The sequence below is a fragment of the Nocardia yamanashiensis NBRC 100130 genome (assembly GCF_001613325.1).
In the GTDB taxonomy this organism is placed as follows: Bacteria; Actinomycetota; Actinomycetes; order Mycobacteriales; family Mycobacteriaceae; genus Nocardia; species Nocardia yamanashiensis.
In genome coordinates this window covers 222,205-236,079 of record NZ_BDCD01000002.1, presented here as the reverse complement: position 1 = coordinate 236,079, position 13,875 = coordinate 222,205, and the positions used below count along the sequence as shown (strand labels likewise).

At 68.1% G+C, this 13,875-nt stretch carries 15 protein-coding genes and 1 pseudogene; 9 read left to right on the top strand and 7 right to left on the bottom strand.

Annotation, left to right across the window (positions count from 1 at the left end):
- Window positions 1-69 precede the first annotated feature (69 nt).
- Together NY1_RS01170 and NY1_RS01165 are read left to right on the top strand one after the other, a co-directional pair.
- Window positions 70-1,119, top strand: coding sequence for a hypothetical protein (locus NY1_RS01170; protein WP_067706827.1), 1,050 nt, complete (start codon window positions 70-72; stop codon window positions 1,117-1,119).
- A 294-nt stretch (window positions 1,120-1,413) separates the two neighbouring features.
- Window positions 1,414-2,520 carry a lysylphosphatidylglycerol synthase transmembrane domain-containing protein gene (locus NY1_RS01165; protein ID WP_067706824.1) on the top strand — a complete coding sequence of 369 codons (1,107 nt, stop codon included), beginning with the start codon at window positions 1,414-1,416 and terminating at the stop codon, window positions 2,518-2,520.
- 4 nt (window positions 2,521-2,524) lie between these two features.
- On the opposite strand, the gene NY1_RS01160 is transcribed toward NY1_RS01165, so the two are convergent.
- Entirely contained in the window at window positions 2,525-2,773 is a 249-nt protein-coding gene (locus NY1_RS01160; protein ID WP_157575176.1) for a hypothetical protein, read from the bottom strand.
- 154 nt (window positions 2,774-2,927) lie between these two features.
- On the opposite strand from NY1_RS01160, the gene NY1_RS01155 reads away from it, so the two are divergent.
- Entirely contained in the window at window positions 2,928-3,203 is a 276-nt protein-coding gene (locus NY1_RS01155; protein WP_067706818.1) for a YggT family protein, read from the top strand.
- On the opposite strand, the gene NY1_RS01150 is transcribed toward NY1_RS01155, so the two are convergent.
- Window positions 3,200-3,865, bottom strand: a complete 666-nt coding sequence (locus NY1_RS01150) for a DNA alkylation repair protein (RefSeq protein WP_067706815.1) — start codon at window positions 3,863-3,865, stop codon at window positions 3,200-3,202. The two genes, NY1_RS01155 and NY1_RS01150, sit on opposite strands and share 4 nt — an antisense overlap.
- Window positions 3,866-3,874: 9 nt before the next feature.
- Window positions 3,875-5,029 (bottom strand): annotated as a pseudogene (locus NY1_RS01145) (transcription termination factor Rho, short form); the annotation flags it as partial.
- A 290-nt stretch (window positions 5,030-5,319) separates the two neighbouring features.
- Here NY1_RS01145 and NY1_RS01140 point away from each other — a divergent pair.
- A complete protein-coding gene (locus tag NY1_RS01140; protein ID WP_067706812.1) occupies window positions 5,320-5,832 on the top strand; it encodes a mycothiol transferase in 513 nt (170 codons plus the stop codon).
- Between the two features lies 1 nt (window position 5,833).
- Here the strand turns inward: NY1_RS01140 and NY1_RS01135 are convergent, their stop codons facing one another.
- Window positions 5,834-6,817 carry an oxidoreductase gene (locus tag NY1_RS01135; protein ID WP_067706810.1) on the bottom strand — a complete coding sequence of 328 codons (984 nt, stop codon included), beginning with the start codon at window positions 6,815-6,817 and terminating at the stop codon, window positions 5,834-5,836.
- A gap of 118 nt (window positions 6,818-6,935) precedes the next feature.
- Between NY1_RS01135 and NY1_RS01130 the strand changes: the two genes are divergently transcribed.
- The 3 genes from NY1_RS01130 (at window position 6,936) to NY1_RS01120 (ending at window position 9,345) form a co-directional block, all read left to right on the top strand.
- On the top strand, window positions 6,936-7,379 hold the full coding sequence (locus tag NY1_RS01130) for a hypothetical protein (RefSeq protein WP_067706808.1): 444 nt from the start codon (window positions 6,936-6,938) through the stop codon (window positions 7,377-7,379).
- 15 nt (window positions 7,380-7,394) lie between these two features.
- Entirely contained in the window at window positions 7,395-7,991 is a 597-nt protein-coding gene (locus tag NY1_RS01125; RefSeq protein ID WP_067706805.1) for an SRPBCC family protein, read from the top strand.
- Window positions 7,992-8,085: 94 nt separating this feature from the next.
- Window positions 8,086-9,345: a KasA/KasB family beta-ketoacyl-ACP synthase gene (locus NY1_RS01120; RefSeq protein ID WP_067706802.1), complete on the top strand. Its 1,260-nt coding sequence runs from the start codon at window positions 8,086-8,088 to the stop codon at window positions 9,343-9,345.
- Window positions 9,346-9,401: 56 nt separating this feature from the next.
- Here NY1_RS01120 and NY1_RS01115 read toward each other — a convergent pair whose 3' ends face one another.
- Entirely contained in the window at window positions 9,402-10,319 is a 918-nt protein-coding gene (locus tag NY1_RS01115; RefSeq protein ID WP_067706799.1) for an SDR family NAD(P)-dependent oxidoreductase, read from the bottom strand.
- A 104-nt stretch (window positions 10,320-10,423) separates the two neighbouring features.
- On the opposite strand from NY1_RS01115, the gene NY1_RS01110 reads away from it, so the two are divergent.
- On the top strand, window positions 10,424-11,404 hold the full coding sequence (locus tag NY1_RS01110) for an SDR family NAD(P)-dependent oxidoreductase (protein WP_067706796.1): 981 nt from the start codon (window positions 10,424-10,426) through the stop codon (window positions 11,402-11,404).
- A gap of 6 nt (window positions 11,405-11,410) precedes the next feature.
- Complete coding sequence (locus tag NY1_RS45040) at window positions 11,411-11,533, top strand: hypothetical protein (protein WP_267888388.1); 123 nt, start codon at window positions 11,411-11,413, stop codon at window positions 11,531-11,533.
- Window position 11,534: 1 nt separating this feature from the next.
- Here the strand turns inward: NY1_RS45040 and NY1_RS01105 are convergent, their stop codons facing one another.
- Together NY1_RS01105 and NY1_RS01100 are read right to left on the bottom strand one after the other, a co-directional pair.
- Window positions 11,535-12,872 (bottom strand): ABC1 kinase family protein, encoded by a 1,338-nt coding sequence (locus NY1_RS01105; protein WP_067706792.1) that lies wholly within the window; start codon window positions 12,870-12,872, stop codon window positions 11,535-11,537.
- 93 nt (window positions 12,873-12,965) lie between these two features.
- Complete coding sequence (locus tag NY1_RS01100; RefSeq protein WP_067706789.1) at window positions 12,966-13,733, bottom strand: GntR family transcriptional regulator; 768 nt, start codon at window positions 13,731-13,733, stop codon at window positions 12,966-12,968.
- Window positions 13,734-13,875: the final 142 nt, after the last annotated feature.

Sequence of the window (13,875 nt, the reverse complement as noted above, 5' to 3'; positions counted from 1 at the left end):
GCAGGCATTCGGTGTCTGGGACACTTTTCCTGTTGCTCGTCGCGGACGAGCGGGAAAAGGGGACATGCGATGGCGAAACATGTGGCGGGCGAAATCGACGTGGACGCCGTTTCCGGGCGACTGACGGAGGCGGCGGTCGCGTACATCGTCGATCAGATCACCGGTGCAGCGCTGATCGAGCACACGGATTCGATTCTGCGCGATACCTTCGAGGTCGCCGAGACCATGAAGGTCGCCGATGTGCTGGCGCCGGAATCGGTCCAGCAGACCGCCTTGTCGATCATCGAATTACTCAATAGCAGCGCACTGAACCGGCAGTTGTTCGAGGCATTGGCGGACGCGGTCTACGATCTGTCCGCCAATGACGAATTCCGGCTCGGCGATGTGGTGGATCGCGACGGCGTCGCGAAACTGATCGCGACCGTGCTCGGCATGCACACCATGTTCGAGCGCGGTCTGGACCGTTTCGCCCAGAGCCCGCTGGTCGGCACCGTCGCCGCCACCTTCGTCAATCGCATCGTCTCCGGCGCGGCCGACGCCGCCCGCACCCGGGCCGAGCGGATTCCGGTGGTGAAATCCGCGCTCTCACTGGGCGATCGGACCGTCGGCAAGGTACTCAGCGCGGGCGACAAGGCATTCGGCGAGCGGCTCGGCGAGGCCGGCGCGGCGGCGGCGCAGTACGCGGTGAAGCGCACCAATCACGCCATCCTGACGGTGATCAAGGAGACGCCGCTGACCGATGCGGCGCTCGAGGTGTACGACCTTTTCGCCGGCGAACCGGTCAGCGACCTGCGCGAGTTCATCGAGGTCGAGGAACTGCGGGCGCTCATCGGCGCGGTGTTCGATCTGGTCACCACCGTCAAGAACCGGGATTATCTGGCGGAATTGATCGGCGATGCGGCCGGAATTCTCCTGGAATACTACGGCGATTACACCGTGGCCGGGTTGTGGAAAGAAGTCGGGGTGACGCCCCAGCTGCTGCGCGACGAATTCGTCCGGCACGCGCCGCCGGTCATCGAAATCGCCAAGCGGGACGGCGTATTGGCCGAACTGATCCGGCAGCGCGTGGAGCCGTTCTTCCGTTCCGAGACCGGCCGGGAAATTCTCACGGGCGCGTGAAACGAAATACGGCGGGGCACAGCGCAATTGCCCAGCCTTCATTGCAATCCGTCTGAGACACATATAGTCTGACCGTGGCTCGTTCCCCCGATGCGTACCCCACCGGGGGAACGAGCCCTCCGAGGCGGCCCGCACCCAACCCTCCTGTTTTCCGGTAAAGTGCCCACTGTTGTGCCGGAACGCGGGTCGCCTCCTCGGGATCCGGGTTAATGTCGATCGGCACCTTCGCGATTCATATCTCAACCGATCCGCAGCGCCGCGGACCCCAGCATGTCCGCGATACAAGGAGAGTCGATGGCGGCAGTTCCCGCCGTTCCTGTTCCCGGCAGTGAGCTGCAAGGCCCAGCCAGTGATGTTCCCGCCGCCGCGGCGCCCGCGCCCGGAGCCCTCCGCAAGGCGCTGCCGACCGTGGTGTGCACGGCCGTCATCGCCGCCGCCGTGGTGTGGCAGCGCGACGCCGTCGGCACCGGCATTCACACGCTCCTGACCGCCGATCCGAAATGGCTGGTCGTGGCGCTGCTGGCCACGCTGGGACTGTGGCCCACGTCGGTGCTCATGCTGCGCGGTTCGATTCCCGCCCAGACCTGTTCGCGGCGGCTGTTCGCCTTGCAGCTGGCGGTGCCTGCCATCGGGCTGATTCCGGCGGCCGCGCTGCTCATCCGGCTGCGCTTCCTGCGTCGGGCCGGGCTCAGCCACACCGCGGCCGTGGCGTCGATGACGCTGTTCGGTTTCGCGGCCTTCGCGGTGCGCATTCCGCTCGTCGTCGTGGCGCTGCTGGCCACCCCGGCGCTGATCGATCGCACCGGCGCGCAAGCCCCCTGGCACGATCTGGGTTCGAAGCCATCCGGGCTGTGGCATTCGGTCATCGACAATCCGTGGCGCACCGCCGCGTTCGTCGCCGTGAGTGTGCTGGTCGCGACCGGTCTGTTCGTCACCGGCGCCCTGATGCTGCGCCGCCGCATCGCCGCGCAGGGCGGCTGGCGCGGTATGTTCGCCCGCCTGCGGCACGCCCGCCATGACGCCGCGCACGCGTGGAAGTCGGTGGCGAGCACCGCTTTCCGGCCCCGTCGCGCCGCCGCCCTGTGGCTGTGCGCGCTGGCTCAGCCGCTGCTCATGGTGATCGCGCTGTGGGCGGTGCTGCACGCGGTCGGCGCGGATCTGAGCCTCGCCGACACCTTCGTGGTCGAACTGGTGACGGTCGCGCTGGCCCCGCTGCTGCCCTCGCCGAACGGGGTCGGCAGCAAGGAGATCACCATCGCCGCCGGTCTCACCGCCGTGGCGGGCCTGTCCGGCGGAGTGGCGGTCGCCGCGGCCCTCGGCTTCCGCCTACTCACCTTCTGGTGCCAGATCCCGCTCGGGGTGGCTTCTTTCGCCTGGCTGAGCCACCGCCGCGCGATCTAGCCCGTCAGTTCTTCTTGCAGTCGATGGTCGCGAACTTGGCGGTCCCGCGCCATTCGACCTTGGCCAGGCCCACGGCCTGCCGCTTGCCCTTGGGCGCTTCCACGGTCACGGCGGGCAGTTCCTCGCCCGCCCAGGTCTGGGCGGTGCAGGTGAAGATCTGCGCTCCCGCCTGGGCGGGCGCGGCGACGACCGCGTACATGGGCGCCATCGCCATGACGGCGACGGGCAAGCCAATAAAGAACTTCGAGCGCACTACAGCTCCTCATCTCGGGTGAGCAGGCCAATAGCGCCAGATTCTCGCACGCTCGCGGCGCTCGCGCCCGACACTCATCCGATCTCCCCGCGCCTGCGCTCCCCCGCACCGGTGCGCCGGTAGGTTGGAATGGACGCCCACGAAGGAGTCCCCCTTGCACGCGATCGGCATCCTGCTCGGCTACGCGCTGACCCTGTTCCTGCTGCTCCTGCTGGTGCGCCTGATCCTGGACTGGATCGGCGTGCTCGGCAATACGCCCGCCTGGGCCGACCGCGCCCGCCCCGTCGTCTACCGCCTCACCGAACCGGTGATCGGGCCGGTACGAAAAGTGCTGCGGCCCATCCGCCTCGGCGACGTCTCCATCGATCTGGCCTTCACCGCCGTGTTCATCGTGGTGCTGGTGTTGCGGGCGATCGCCTTCAGCCTCTAGCCCTGCCGGCGCACCATCTCGGCGATCCAGATGGGAGCGAACGGGGAGGTGCAGCCTGGTGCGGTGGGATAGTCCTTCAGTACTTCCAGGCGTTCCCCGATATCGAGTGCGCGGGCACGGTATTCGGGGTGTGCGATGCCGATCTGCGCCAGGCAGGTGTTCATCGCCCATTGCAGGCGTTCCGGGGCGTCCTTCATGTCGGCTTCGATGCGGTCGAGCAGGCCGGGCAGGTCCAGGCCGTCCGGGTCCTTGACCACGCGTTCGGCGGTCAGGGCCCAGCCGGCGCTCGCGACCATCGGATCGGGATCGGCGAACCAGACCTGCCGCAGTTCCTCGGCGTGCGGGTTCTTCTTCACCACGTAGTTCACCAGCCAGTCCTGCACCTTCGGGGTGCGGGCCTGCCGCAGCATGGCGTCCAGTTCGTCCCGCTCGAACGCCTTCGGCTTGCAGATCAGCAAGGCCAGCAGCCGGGCCGCGCTGTCACCGGTGCGCCACAGTTCCCGGGCCAGGTCCTGCTGGGTTTTCAGCCGTTTCGCCACCGCGCGCAGCTTGGTGAGGTTCACGCCGTGATCGTCGCCGTGCTTCTCGTTGACCGCGCGGACCTTGGGTTCCTCGAGCGCGGCCAGCTCGGCCAGCAGGTCGGCCACCGTCGTCTCGGGCATCCCGCCACCTTACTGGGCGGCGGTGCGGATCTGGGTGAGGAACTCGGTGTTGGAATCGGTCTGCCGCAGGCCGGTGAGCAGGAGTTCGAGGCCGTGCTGCGGTTCGCGACCGGCGAGGGTCTTGCGCAGTGAGCGGGTGGCGGTCAGCTCGTCGGCGGTCAGCAGCAGTTCTTCCTTGCGGGTGCTGGAACGGTCGATGTCGATGGCCGGGAACATGCGGCGGTCGGCCAGGTGCCGGTCCAGTTTGAGTTCGGCATTGCCGGTGCCCTTGTACTCCTCGAAGATCAGGGTGTCGGCGACCGAACCGGTCTCGACCAGGGCGGTGGCGATAATGGTGAGCGAACCGCCGCCTTCGATATTGCGGGCCGCGCCGAGGAACTTCTTGGGCGGCGCGAGGGCCGCGGCATCGACGCCGCCGGCGAGGGTGCGTCCGGAACCGGGGGCCGCGAGGTTGTAGGCGCGGGCCAGGCGGGTCAGCGAGTCGAGCAGCACGACCACGTCGCGGCCGGCTTCGACCAGGCGCTTGGCGTGCTCGATGGCCAGTTCCGCCAGCGCGATGTGATCGTGGGCGGGCAGGTCGAAGGTGGCGGCGGCGACCTCGGCGGGCACCGCGCGGGACAGATCGGTCACTTCTTCGGGGCGCTCGCCCACCAGCACCAGCAGCAGCTGGCATTCCGGATGGTTCTTGGCGATGCCGTGCGCGATCGATTGCAGCACAGAGGTTTTACCCGCTTTGGGCGGGGCGACGATCAGGGCGCGCTGCCCTTTGCCGATCGGCATCACCAGATCGGTGGCCCGGGTGATCAGATTGTGCGGTTCGGTCTCGAGCCGCAGCCGCTCGTCCGGGTAGATGGGCACCAGATCCTGAAAGTGCGGGCGCGCCTTGGCATTACCGGCCGGGAGCCCGTTGACGAGGTAGATCTCGGTCAGCGGCGCGAATTTGACCCCTTCTTTCTTGAATCCCACTGTGCCGGTGACGGTATCGCCGCGGCGCAGCCCGAATTCCCGCACGAGGCGGGTGGGCACGTGGGCGTCGTGCGGTCCGGGCAGATACCCGTCGACCCGCAGCGTCGCATGGTTGTCCTTCAGGTCGAGGATCCCGGTGACCACGGTCCCCGAGCCGTCCTCGATCGAATGGTTCTGATTCTGAACAGTCTTGTCTTGCATGGTTTTTCCCCCTTGGGATGAGTTGCCGCTCGCGGCGCGAGCCGACAAGGGATGCGTGGCCGGGTATCGGTCCGGGCCGTACGCGAGATAGCGAACACGGGAGCAAGGCCACCGTGAGGAAAGGATTCTCGTGGGAGGGAGTCGACACCTACATCCACGAACTGGATACCGCACTTACGGTAACCGCAACTCTGGCAACACGCAACCATCCCGGTCTATTCCGCCGCGTCGGCCGCCGCCTCGAGGCAGGGTGGAATACCTGTGGATGCCGGAGGTTGGAGGACGGTATGACTAGTGCTGAGCTGTTGGTGGACGCGTTCGGGCGGGTACGGGAGAACGTGCACGGGGCGGTGGCCGGCCTGAGCCAGGAGGAACTGGCCGCCCGGGTGGAACCGGGGGCCAATTCGATCGCCTGGCTGATCTGGCATCTGACGCGGGTGCAGGACGATCACGTCGCGGAGGTGGCGGGAATCGAGCAGGTGTGGACCGCGGCGGGGTGGGCGAAGCGGTTCGAGCTGCCGTTCGACGACGCCGCGACCGGTTACGGGCACGGTTCGGCGGAAGTGGCCGAGCTGGGCGGCGTGTCGGCGGAGCTGCTGATCGGCTACTTCGACGCGGTGCACGCGCAGACCGTCGACTACGTGTCGAAGCTGGTGGACGCGGACCTGCCGCGCATCGTCGACACCCGCTGGGATCCGCCGGTGACCTTGGGCGTGCGGCTGATCAGCGTGGTCGACGACGATATCCAGCATTCCGGGCAGGCGGCGTTCATCCGCGGATTGCTGCTGCGCCGCATGTGAATCAGACCGTGGACACCCGCTGCCGCGGCCACTCGTAGCGGACCTCGGTGAGCCGCTCGCTCAGCCGCCACAGATTGGCGGCCTGTAAACGGCTGTAGGCCAAGGGATTACGCAGGGTACGGCGCGGGTAACCGAAGGTCTCGAACCCGGGTCCGAGGTAGGCGTTGCCGGGCAGCTCCGGCATGGTGGCGGCATAGAGCTGCGGTAGCGCGCCCATCCGGTCGGATTGCGAGAAGGCGTGAATCATGCGCTGCTGCAGCGCGGCCAGCCGGGCGCCCACCCCCTTCTCGCCGTCGGAGTCGTAGAGGTTGGTGTCGGACAGTCCGGGGTGCGCGGCCACCGCGGTCAGCAGCGTTCCAGCCGCGCGCGCCCGCCGATCCAGTTCGGCGGTGAACAACAGGTTGGCCAGCTTCGACTGGCTGTAGGCCAGCCAGCGCTGGTACAGCACATTCCAATTCGGATCGAGCCAGTTGATCGCTCCGCCCCAGGCCGCGATCGAGGACACCGTCACCACCCGCGGGGCGGCGGCGCGCAACAGGGCGGGCAGCAATAATCCGGTGAACGCGTAGTGACCCAGATGGTTGGTACCGAACTGCGCGTCGAATCCGTCCGCGGTGCGCAGATTTCGCGGCAGGGCCATCACCCCGGCATTGTTCACCAGCACATCGATGGCCGCGCCCCGCACATCGAGATGATCGGCCGCCCGCCGCACCGAGGTCAGATCGGCCAGATCCAGCGGCAGCACTTCGGGTTTCGGCCCGGTCGCCGCCGCCCGCACCCGCTCCAGCGCGACCGCCGCCTTGTGCTCGTTGCGGCATGCCATCAGCACATACGCGCCCTTGGCGGCGAGCGCTTCGGCCGTGCGCAGGCCGAGTCCGCTATTGGCTCCGGTCACCACCGCGGTCTTCCCGCGCTGGTCCGGGATATCGGCGGCGGTCCAGCGACGCGGCAGGATGGGGATGGAATTCGGTGTCGGCTGGGACATCCGGGCACGCTCCTCGGTTCGAATCTACCGTCTCAGACAATCTACGCGGTCGTGTTAGGATGCGACAGTTCCGGCGGCCCTCGGCCGCCGAATCCGAGATCGAACGAGGGGGCCGCGGGTGGCGAGCTACCAATCCGGTTACAGCACAACGGTCGAACTCCGGCCGGGCACATTCGAACGGCTGCTGCGCCACCTCGGCGCACTGTTGCTGGCCTGGCTCGGGCCGAAGGTCGAGAAGGCGGCGCGCTTCCTGTTCAAGGAGTTCGTCCGCGGCGCGGTCGCGGCGGCGGCCCTGCTGTTCGCGGTGATCGCGGCCGCCTACGGGCTCGCCTACTTCTTCTCGTTCCTGGTCGACGTCCTCGATATGCGCCTGCCGCATTGGGCCGCATTGCTGATCACCGCCGGCGGCATGCTGATTCCGGCCGGACTGGCCGCGTTGTTCGCGCTGTGGCAGCTCTACAAGATGCGCACGGTCCGCGCCACCGTGGCGGGCGCCGCCTACGCGGGCGTCACGGCCCGCACCTTCATTCGCAAAACCCGCGGCGCCCCGGCCGAATTCTGAACGGATATCGCAGCCATGCTCTCCACGATCCTCACCATCGCGGCGATCGCCGCGGTGCTGGGCGCGATCGGCGCCGGTATCGCCGCGCTCATCGGACGCAAATGGACAAAAGACGTACTGGCCGGTCGCGGTTTCGAATTGCGGCCGCTCACCGCCGGCAATTACGACGAATTCCGCACGCGCGGCGCCACCTTCGTCGTCACCGCCGAACGCGAATTCCCCTGCCCGCCGTCCAAGGTGTGGGATGCCTTGCAGCTCAATGGCACTTTCTCCTGGATTCCGCTGATCAACGGCGTGCGCTATCGCGACGACTACCGCCGGGAAGGCGCGCTGCGCACCCTGGACGGTCTACTTGTCGCCGCCGAGGAACGAGTCATCGTGCTGGCGCCGCATTCCCGGCTCACAGTGACCGGCACCAAGATCTCGATTCCACTGCTGGTGCGCAGCTTCACCGAGGACTACCGGCTCACCGAAACCGCGGGCGGCACCAGGCTGACCTGGACCATTGCCGGTCGTCCACGCGTCGGCGCCTTCCTGCCGCTGCGGTGGGCGGCCCCTTTCGTGCGCCCGTTCGCGCGCTTCGCGTTGCGCGGATTGGGCGCGCGTATCTGAGTGTCGTCCTGACCTGTCGGCACTTTCGGGTTAGCCTCGCAGGCGCTCCCAATTTCTCACCAGTGCTTGCCAATTGGTCGAAAAGGACGAAAAAGTGCATACGCTCGAAAGCTTCTCCACCCGCGCAGGCGGATTCCGCAATGTGGTGGTGACGGCCGTGGAAATGACCACGTCGATCGCACCGGACACCGAAGGGACCTGGCAGGGACTGCTTTCCGGAGCCAGCGGCATCAAAACCCTGACCGACCCGGAAATCACGCGACTGGGCCTGCCCGTCACCATCGGCGGCAAACTCGTCGCCGATCCGACCCTGGAAGTGGACCGGGTCAAGAAACGGCGCATGTGTTATGTCCAGCAAATGGCATATGTCATGGGAAAACGCCTGTGGGAGACCGCGGGTGCGCCCGAGGTCGACAAGGACCGGCTGGGCGTGTGCATCGGCACCGGACTGGGCGGGGCGGACAGCATCGTCGACGCCAATGACGCCATGCGCGATCACGGCTACCGCAAGGTGTCGCCGTTCGCGGTGCCGATGAGCATGCCCAACGGCGTGTCCGGCGTGGTCGGCCTGGATATCGGCGCGCGGGCGAGCCTGGTCACCCCGGTGTCCGCGTGCGCCTCCGGCAACGAGGCGCTGGTGCACGCCTGGCGCTCCATCATTCTCGGCGAGGCCGATATGGTGGTGGCCGGCGGCGTGGAGGGCTACATCAATCCGGTCGCCATCGCCGGATTCTCCATGGCCCGCGCGCTCAGCACCCGCGCCGACGAACCCGAACGTGCCTCCCGGCCGTTCGACAAGGATCGCGACGGATTCGTGTTCGGCGAGGCCGCGGCGCTACTGCTGATCGAGGCCGAGGACCACGCCCTGGCGCGCGGCGCGACACCCATCGCCCGGCTGCTGGGCGCGGGCCTGACCGCCGACGGATACCACATGGTCGCACCCGATCCCGAGGGTCTGGGCTGCGCCCGGGCCATGCGCCGGGCCATCCAGACCGCGGGCGTCAGCCCCGCCGAGGTCGATCACGTCAACGCGCACGCCACCGGCACCTCCATCGGAGATCTGGCCGAGGCCAAGGGCATAGCCGCGGCCGTCGGCAATCATCCGTCGGTGTACGCGCCCAAGGGCGCGCTGGGCCATTCGGTGGGCGCGGTCGGCGCGCTGGAGGCCATCATCTCCGTGCTCTCCCTGCGCGATCAGGTGATTCCGCCGACGCTCAATCTGGAAAACCTGGACCCCGAGGTCGATCTCGACGTGGTGCACGACAAACCCCGCTACGGCGATGTCGAATTCGCGCTCAACAATTCCTTCGGCTTCGGCGGCCACAATGCCGCCGTGCTGTTCGGGCGCTACTGAACCGCGCCCGCCCGCGCGCGAGGAGTTCCGTGGATCCCCCGCCGCCACGGAACATCTCACCTGCCTTCGAGCCGCTCCAGCTTGCGGGCCAGGTAGTCGTCGATGCGGGTGAGCACGGCCTGCCGTGTCACCTTCTCCCGGAATCCGGTCAGCCGGTGCGGTTTCAGCACCCGCGCCGCCAGCCGCGTCCCGCCGGGCGATACCCGCGAGGCCAGATACCAGGCCCGCGCCTCGATCGGCGTGGGCACCACCGCGGGATTGCGCGCCGCCACCCGGACGATGGTGCGCGCGATGCTGTCCGGATTGTGCGCCACGAACCGCTCGGCCAGCGCGGCCACGCGCAGCGTGCGCGCGGCCGCCGCGGCCGCCTCCGCATCCACGTCGCCGTCGTCGTAGATCCCGGTGGACACCAGCGACGGGCACACCGCCGTCACGCCCACCCCGGTGCCCGCGAACTCCAATCGCAGTCCCTCCGTGAGCATCTGGGCCGCGGCCTTGGTGGTGCAGTAGGGCGTGCTGAGCGGAATCGGGGTGAACGCGGCCACCGAGGTGACATTGATGATCCGCCCGCCGCGCCCCGATTCCACCATCTGCCGCCCGAAATACGTGGAGCCGTGCACCAGCCCCCACACGTTCACCCCCAGCAACCGCTCCCAGTCCTCGGTGGTGTGCTCGAGAAACGGCCCGGCCGTGGTGTATCCGGCATTGTTGACCAGTACCCGCGGCGTGCCGAATTCGGCGTGCACGTCCTCGGCGAAGCTCTCCATCGCCACCGCGTCGGCCACATCCACCGCGAAAGGCGTTGCGTCCCCGCCGAACTCCTCGATGCTCTCGACGGTCTGCTGCGCCCGCCGCTTGTCGATGTCGGCCGCGACGACGATCGCCCGTTTGCGCGCGAACCGTTGCGCCACCGCCCTGCCGATCCCGCCGCCCGCTCCGGTGATGACGACGACCTCGTTCTCGAAGCCTGCCATGAGGTCTCCCTGAATCCGCGGCTGCGACGCGGTAGTCTGTAATTAGTGTTTACTGTCCCAGACAGTGTACACTCTGACTCTCCAGAGGGAGGAGCGGACGAGGGATGAAACCCTTCCATCCGGAGCTCGCCGTGGTCACCGGCGCGGGCAGCGGCATCGGCCGCGGACTGGCCAGGGCACTCGCCGCGCGCGGCGCCGAGGTGATCGTCGCCGACATCAATTTCGCCACCGCGCAGGACACCGTGGCGGTGATCCGCGCCGCGGGCGGCAATGCCCACCCGTACGCCCTGGACGTCGGCGATCTGCCGTCCCTGGAAGCCTTCGCGGACTATGTGCGCACCGTGCACGGCGTACCGGACATCGTGGTCAACAATGCCGGAATCGTGGTCGGCGGACCGTTCTTCGATATTCGCGCCGGCGATCTGCGCCGCATCGTGGACGTGAACCTGATGGCGGTGGTGCACGGCTGCCGTCTGTTCGGCGCGCAGATGGTCGAACGCGGGCGCGGCGGGCAACTGGTCAATGTCTCCTCCATCGCCGCCTTCTCGCCCGTCCGGCTCGGCGTCCCCTACAGCTTCACCTCCGCAGGGGTGAAGCATTTCAGCGAAACCCTGCGCGCCGAAATGGCTTCCGAGGGCATCGGCGTCACCGTGATCTGCCCGGGGCTGATCGCCACCAATCTGGCCGCCACCGCCACCCTGGCCTCGCTCAGCGCCGAACAGGTGGCCATCACCCGCAAGATCGTGGTCAAGGCCATGACCCTGTTCGGCATGCACCCGGACAAGGCGGCGCGCCGGATCCTCGACGCGGTGGCGCGCAATCGGGCTTTGCTGGCCTTGCGATTCGAATCGTGGCTGGTCCACCGCCTGACACGGGCCTTCCCGCGCACCAGCCGCACATTCATGCGGTTGACCACCGGGCCGGAAGTCGAGAAAGTAGTGCGGTTCGTGATCGACCACCCGGCCGTCATCGGCGTCGCACGGGAGGCGGCCGAACGCATGCCGCAACGACCGGGTCTGCAAACCTATTGGGAACCACCGGAATACGACGACCCGCCGCCACCACCGATACCGCTGAGGAGATGACGCCAGATGGCCGATCGCCCACCCGCCCCCGCCGAACCGCCCACCGGCAAGAACCTGTTGATCCTGGCCATGATGGCGCTGGCCATCATCGGCGCGCTGGTCGCGGCGAGCATGATGGTGGGCGGTTGACTCAGGCCGCTTCACCTTCCTCGAGGTAGCCCGGCAGCCAGCAGCGCGCCAGGCCCAGAATCTCGATCTCGGCGTCCAATTGCGCCGCCACCCCGACGATCCCACCCAGCACCCGGCCCAGCATCACCAGATCGGGCAGTTCGGGCGGGACCCGGACGGCGAAAGTGTTGTTGACGGACATGTTCCGCACGTCCATGGCGCGAGCCATATTGTCCTGCAACAGCCTTCGGCTCAGGTGCAGGCGATCGCCGTCGAACTCCGCGATCACCGGGGCGACCAGGTTCGCGATCGGATCCAGGTCCAAGTCGTGGCCGGGGCGCACGAAACCGTTGGCACGCAGGCATCCCAGCAGCGCGTCGTAGTCCTCCTCGACCGCGTAGCGGGCCAGTTCGCCGACCACCGGCGGCAGGCCGTCGGGCAGTGCGATGCACGCCCCGAAGTCGATGACGCCGAGCCGGCCGTCCGCGAGCAGCTGGAAGTTACCGGGATGCGGATCGCAGTGCATGAGCCCCGCCAGTCGCGGTGAGCTGAGCGCGAATTCGGCCAGCAGCGCACCGGCGCGGTTCCGCTGGGCGGCCGTACCCTCGGCGATGACGCGCGCCAGCGGGGTGGCGTCCATCCATTCGGTGACCATCACCTTGGGCGCGCTGGCGACGACCTTCGGCACGAAGAAGCGCGGATCATCGGCGAAGGCGGCGGCGAAGCGGCGCTGATGCCCGGCCTCGATGCGGTAGTCGAGTTCGTCGGCGGTGCGCTCGACGAACTCCTCGATCAGCGCCTTCACGTTCACCCCGGGCAGGAAGACGCCGAAGGTGCTCGACAGCATCTGCAGCAGTTTGAGATCCGACATGAGCGCCGCGTCCGCGCCCGGGTACTGGATCTTCACCGCGACCACCCGGCCGTCCTTCCAGACCGCCCGGTGCACCTGGCCGATGCTGGCGGCGGCGACCGGCCGGTCCTCGAAACTCTCGAACCGGTCCCGCCAGCGGGTGCCGAGCTGCTCGTCGAGGACGCGATGGGCCTGGTGGGTGGGCATGGGCGGGGCCTGATTCTGCAGGCGGGCCAGGGCGTCCCGGTAGCGGTCGGCGAACCGGGGCGGCACGGCGGCCTCGGCGACGCTGAGCGCTTGGCCGAGTTTCATGGCGCCGCCCTTGAGTTCGCCCAGCACCCGGAAGACTTCCTCGGCGGCCTTGTCGATCAGCGCCTCGTCGACCGCGCCCCGCTCGGCGCCGGTGAGGATGGCCTTGCCGGTGGCGGTCATGCGCCGGGCCATGATGCCCATCGGCAACGCGGCCAGTTTCGCCGATCGCGCCAGACCCGTACGCCTCTTCCCCGCCATGGTGTGCCTCGCTTCGTTCCGGGTGCCCGAGCGGGCACACCCTGAACCTAGATTGTCCCAGACAGTTGGTCAATCCGGTTGTGAGGCAATCGATCAGGCGGTCGCCGCCCGGCGGCCGGACGCGCCCCGCCCGAGGCCGGCCAATTCGCCGAACCGCGCCACCACCTTCTCGTGGTAGAGCCCGAACAGGTCCTCGAACAGCGACAACTGCGCTGCCGACGGTCCGGCCTCCGATTCCCACACCGCCAGCAGCGCCTGCCAGACCAGCACGTGCAGATCCGGCGAGGCCGCGAAATACGCCTCCACCGCCGCCGGCACTTCGAACAGCATGTCCCCCACCGAGTTCAGCACCGCCCGCTGCATGGTGTGCCCGAGCGCGCCCAGCAGCGTGCGCACCAGCTCCAGTTCGACTTCCAGCAGCCGCGCGTACTCGGGGGCGTCCGCGCGCGCCAGGGTTTCCAGTTCTCCGATGGCGGCCCGCACCGCGTCCAGCTCGGCGGCCGGACCGGCATCGGTGTAGTCGAGCAGCGCCTCGAGCACGATGGCCCGTTCCGCCGCAACGATATTGCCGAACATCTCCGCGGCCGCCTCCGGCCCGGCGAGCCGGAACAGTCGGCGATACACGTCCACGCCCCCGGCCTGGTGCACATCGCGCACGGTGAACCCGCGGCCGCGGTGCGCGTCCACGAAGCCGTAGGACTCCAGCCGCCCCAGCACCAATTGGGCGGTGGCCCGGTTCATGTCGAATTCCTCGGCCACCTGCCGGACGGAGGGCATCAGGTCACCCGGCGCGTACTCTCCGGTCACGACGCGGCGAGCGAGCTCGTCCGCCACATCGGCGACGACCGTCTGGGCACCCATCCCGTCACCTTTCGACAACTATCGGATACGTCCCAGACAGTTTAAGCTCTGGTATGCCAAACTGCACGTGGCGCACTCGACGATGAGGTGAACAATGTCGAAGCGGTGGACCGGCGTTCGCACCGGGGGAACCGGGGGTGCA

Bases quoted from the DNA above. Each gene is read 5' to 3' on its own strand.
- NY1_RS01170 (WP_067706827.1), top strand. From the start codon at position 70: ATGGCGAAACATGTGGCGGGCGAAATCGACGTGGACGCCGTTTCCGGG.
- NY1_RS01165 (WP_067706824.1), top strand. From the start codon at position 1,414: ATGGCGGCAGTTCCCGCCGTTCCTGTTCCCGGCAGTGAGCTGCAAGGC.
- NY1_RS01150 (WP_067706815.1), bottom strand. From the start codon at position 3,865: ATGCCCGAGACGACGGTGGCCGACCTGCTGGCCGAGCTGGCCGCGCTC.
- NY1_RS01140 (WP_067706812.1), top strand. From the start codon at position 5,320: ATGACTAGTGCTGAGCTGTTGGTGGACGCGTTCGGGCGGGTACGGGAG.
- NY1_RS01135 (WP_067706810.1), bottom strand. From the start codon at position 6,817: ATGTCCCAGCCGACACCGAATTCCATCCCCATCCTGCCGCGTCGCTGG.
- NY1_RS01125 (WP_067706805.1), top strand. From the start codon at position 7,395: ATGCTCTCCACGATCCTCACCATCGCGGCGATCGCCGCGGTGCTGGGC.
- NY1_RS01115 (WP_067706799.1), bottom strand. From the start codon at position 10,319: ATGGCAGGCTTCGAGAACGAGGTCGTCGTCATCACCGGAGCGGGCGGC.
- NY1_RS01110 (WP_067706796.1), top strand. From the start codon at position 10,424: ATGAAACCCTTCCATCCGGAGCTCGCCGTGGTCACCGGCGCGGGCAGC.
- NY1_RS45040 (WP_267888388.1), top strand. From the start codon at position 11,411: ATGGCCGATCGCCCACCCGCCCCCGCCGAACCGCCCACCGGCAAGAAC.
- NY1_RS01105 (WP_067706792.1), bottom strand. From the start codon at position 12,872: ATGGCGGGGAAGAGGCGTACGGGTCTGGCGCGATCGGCGAAACTGGCC.
- NY1_RS01100 (WP_067706789.1), bottom strand. From the start codon at position 13,733: ATGGGTGCCCAGACGGTCGTCGCCGATGTGGCGGACGAGCTCGCTCGC.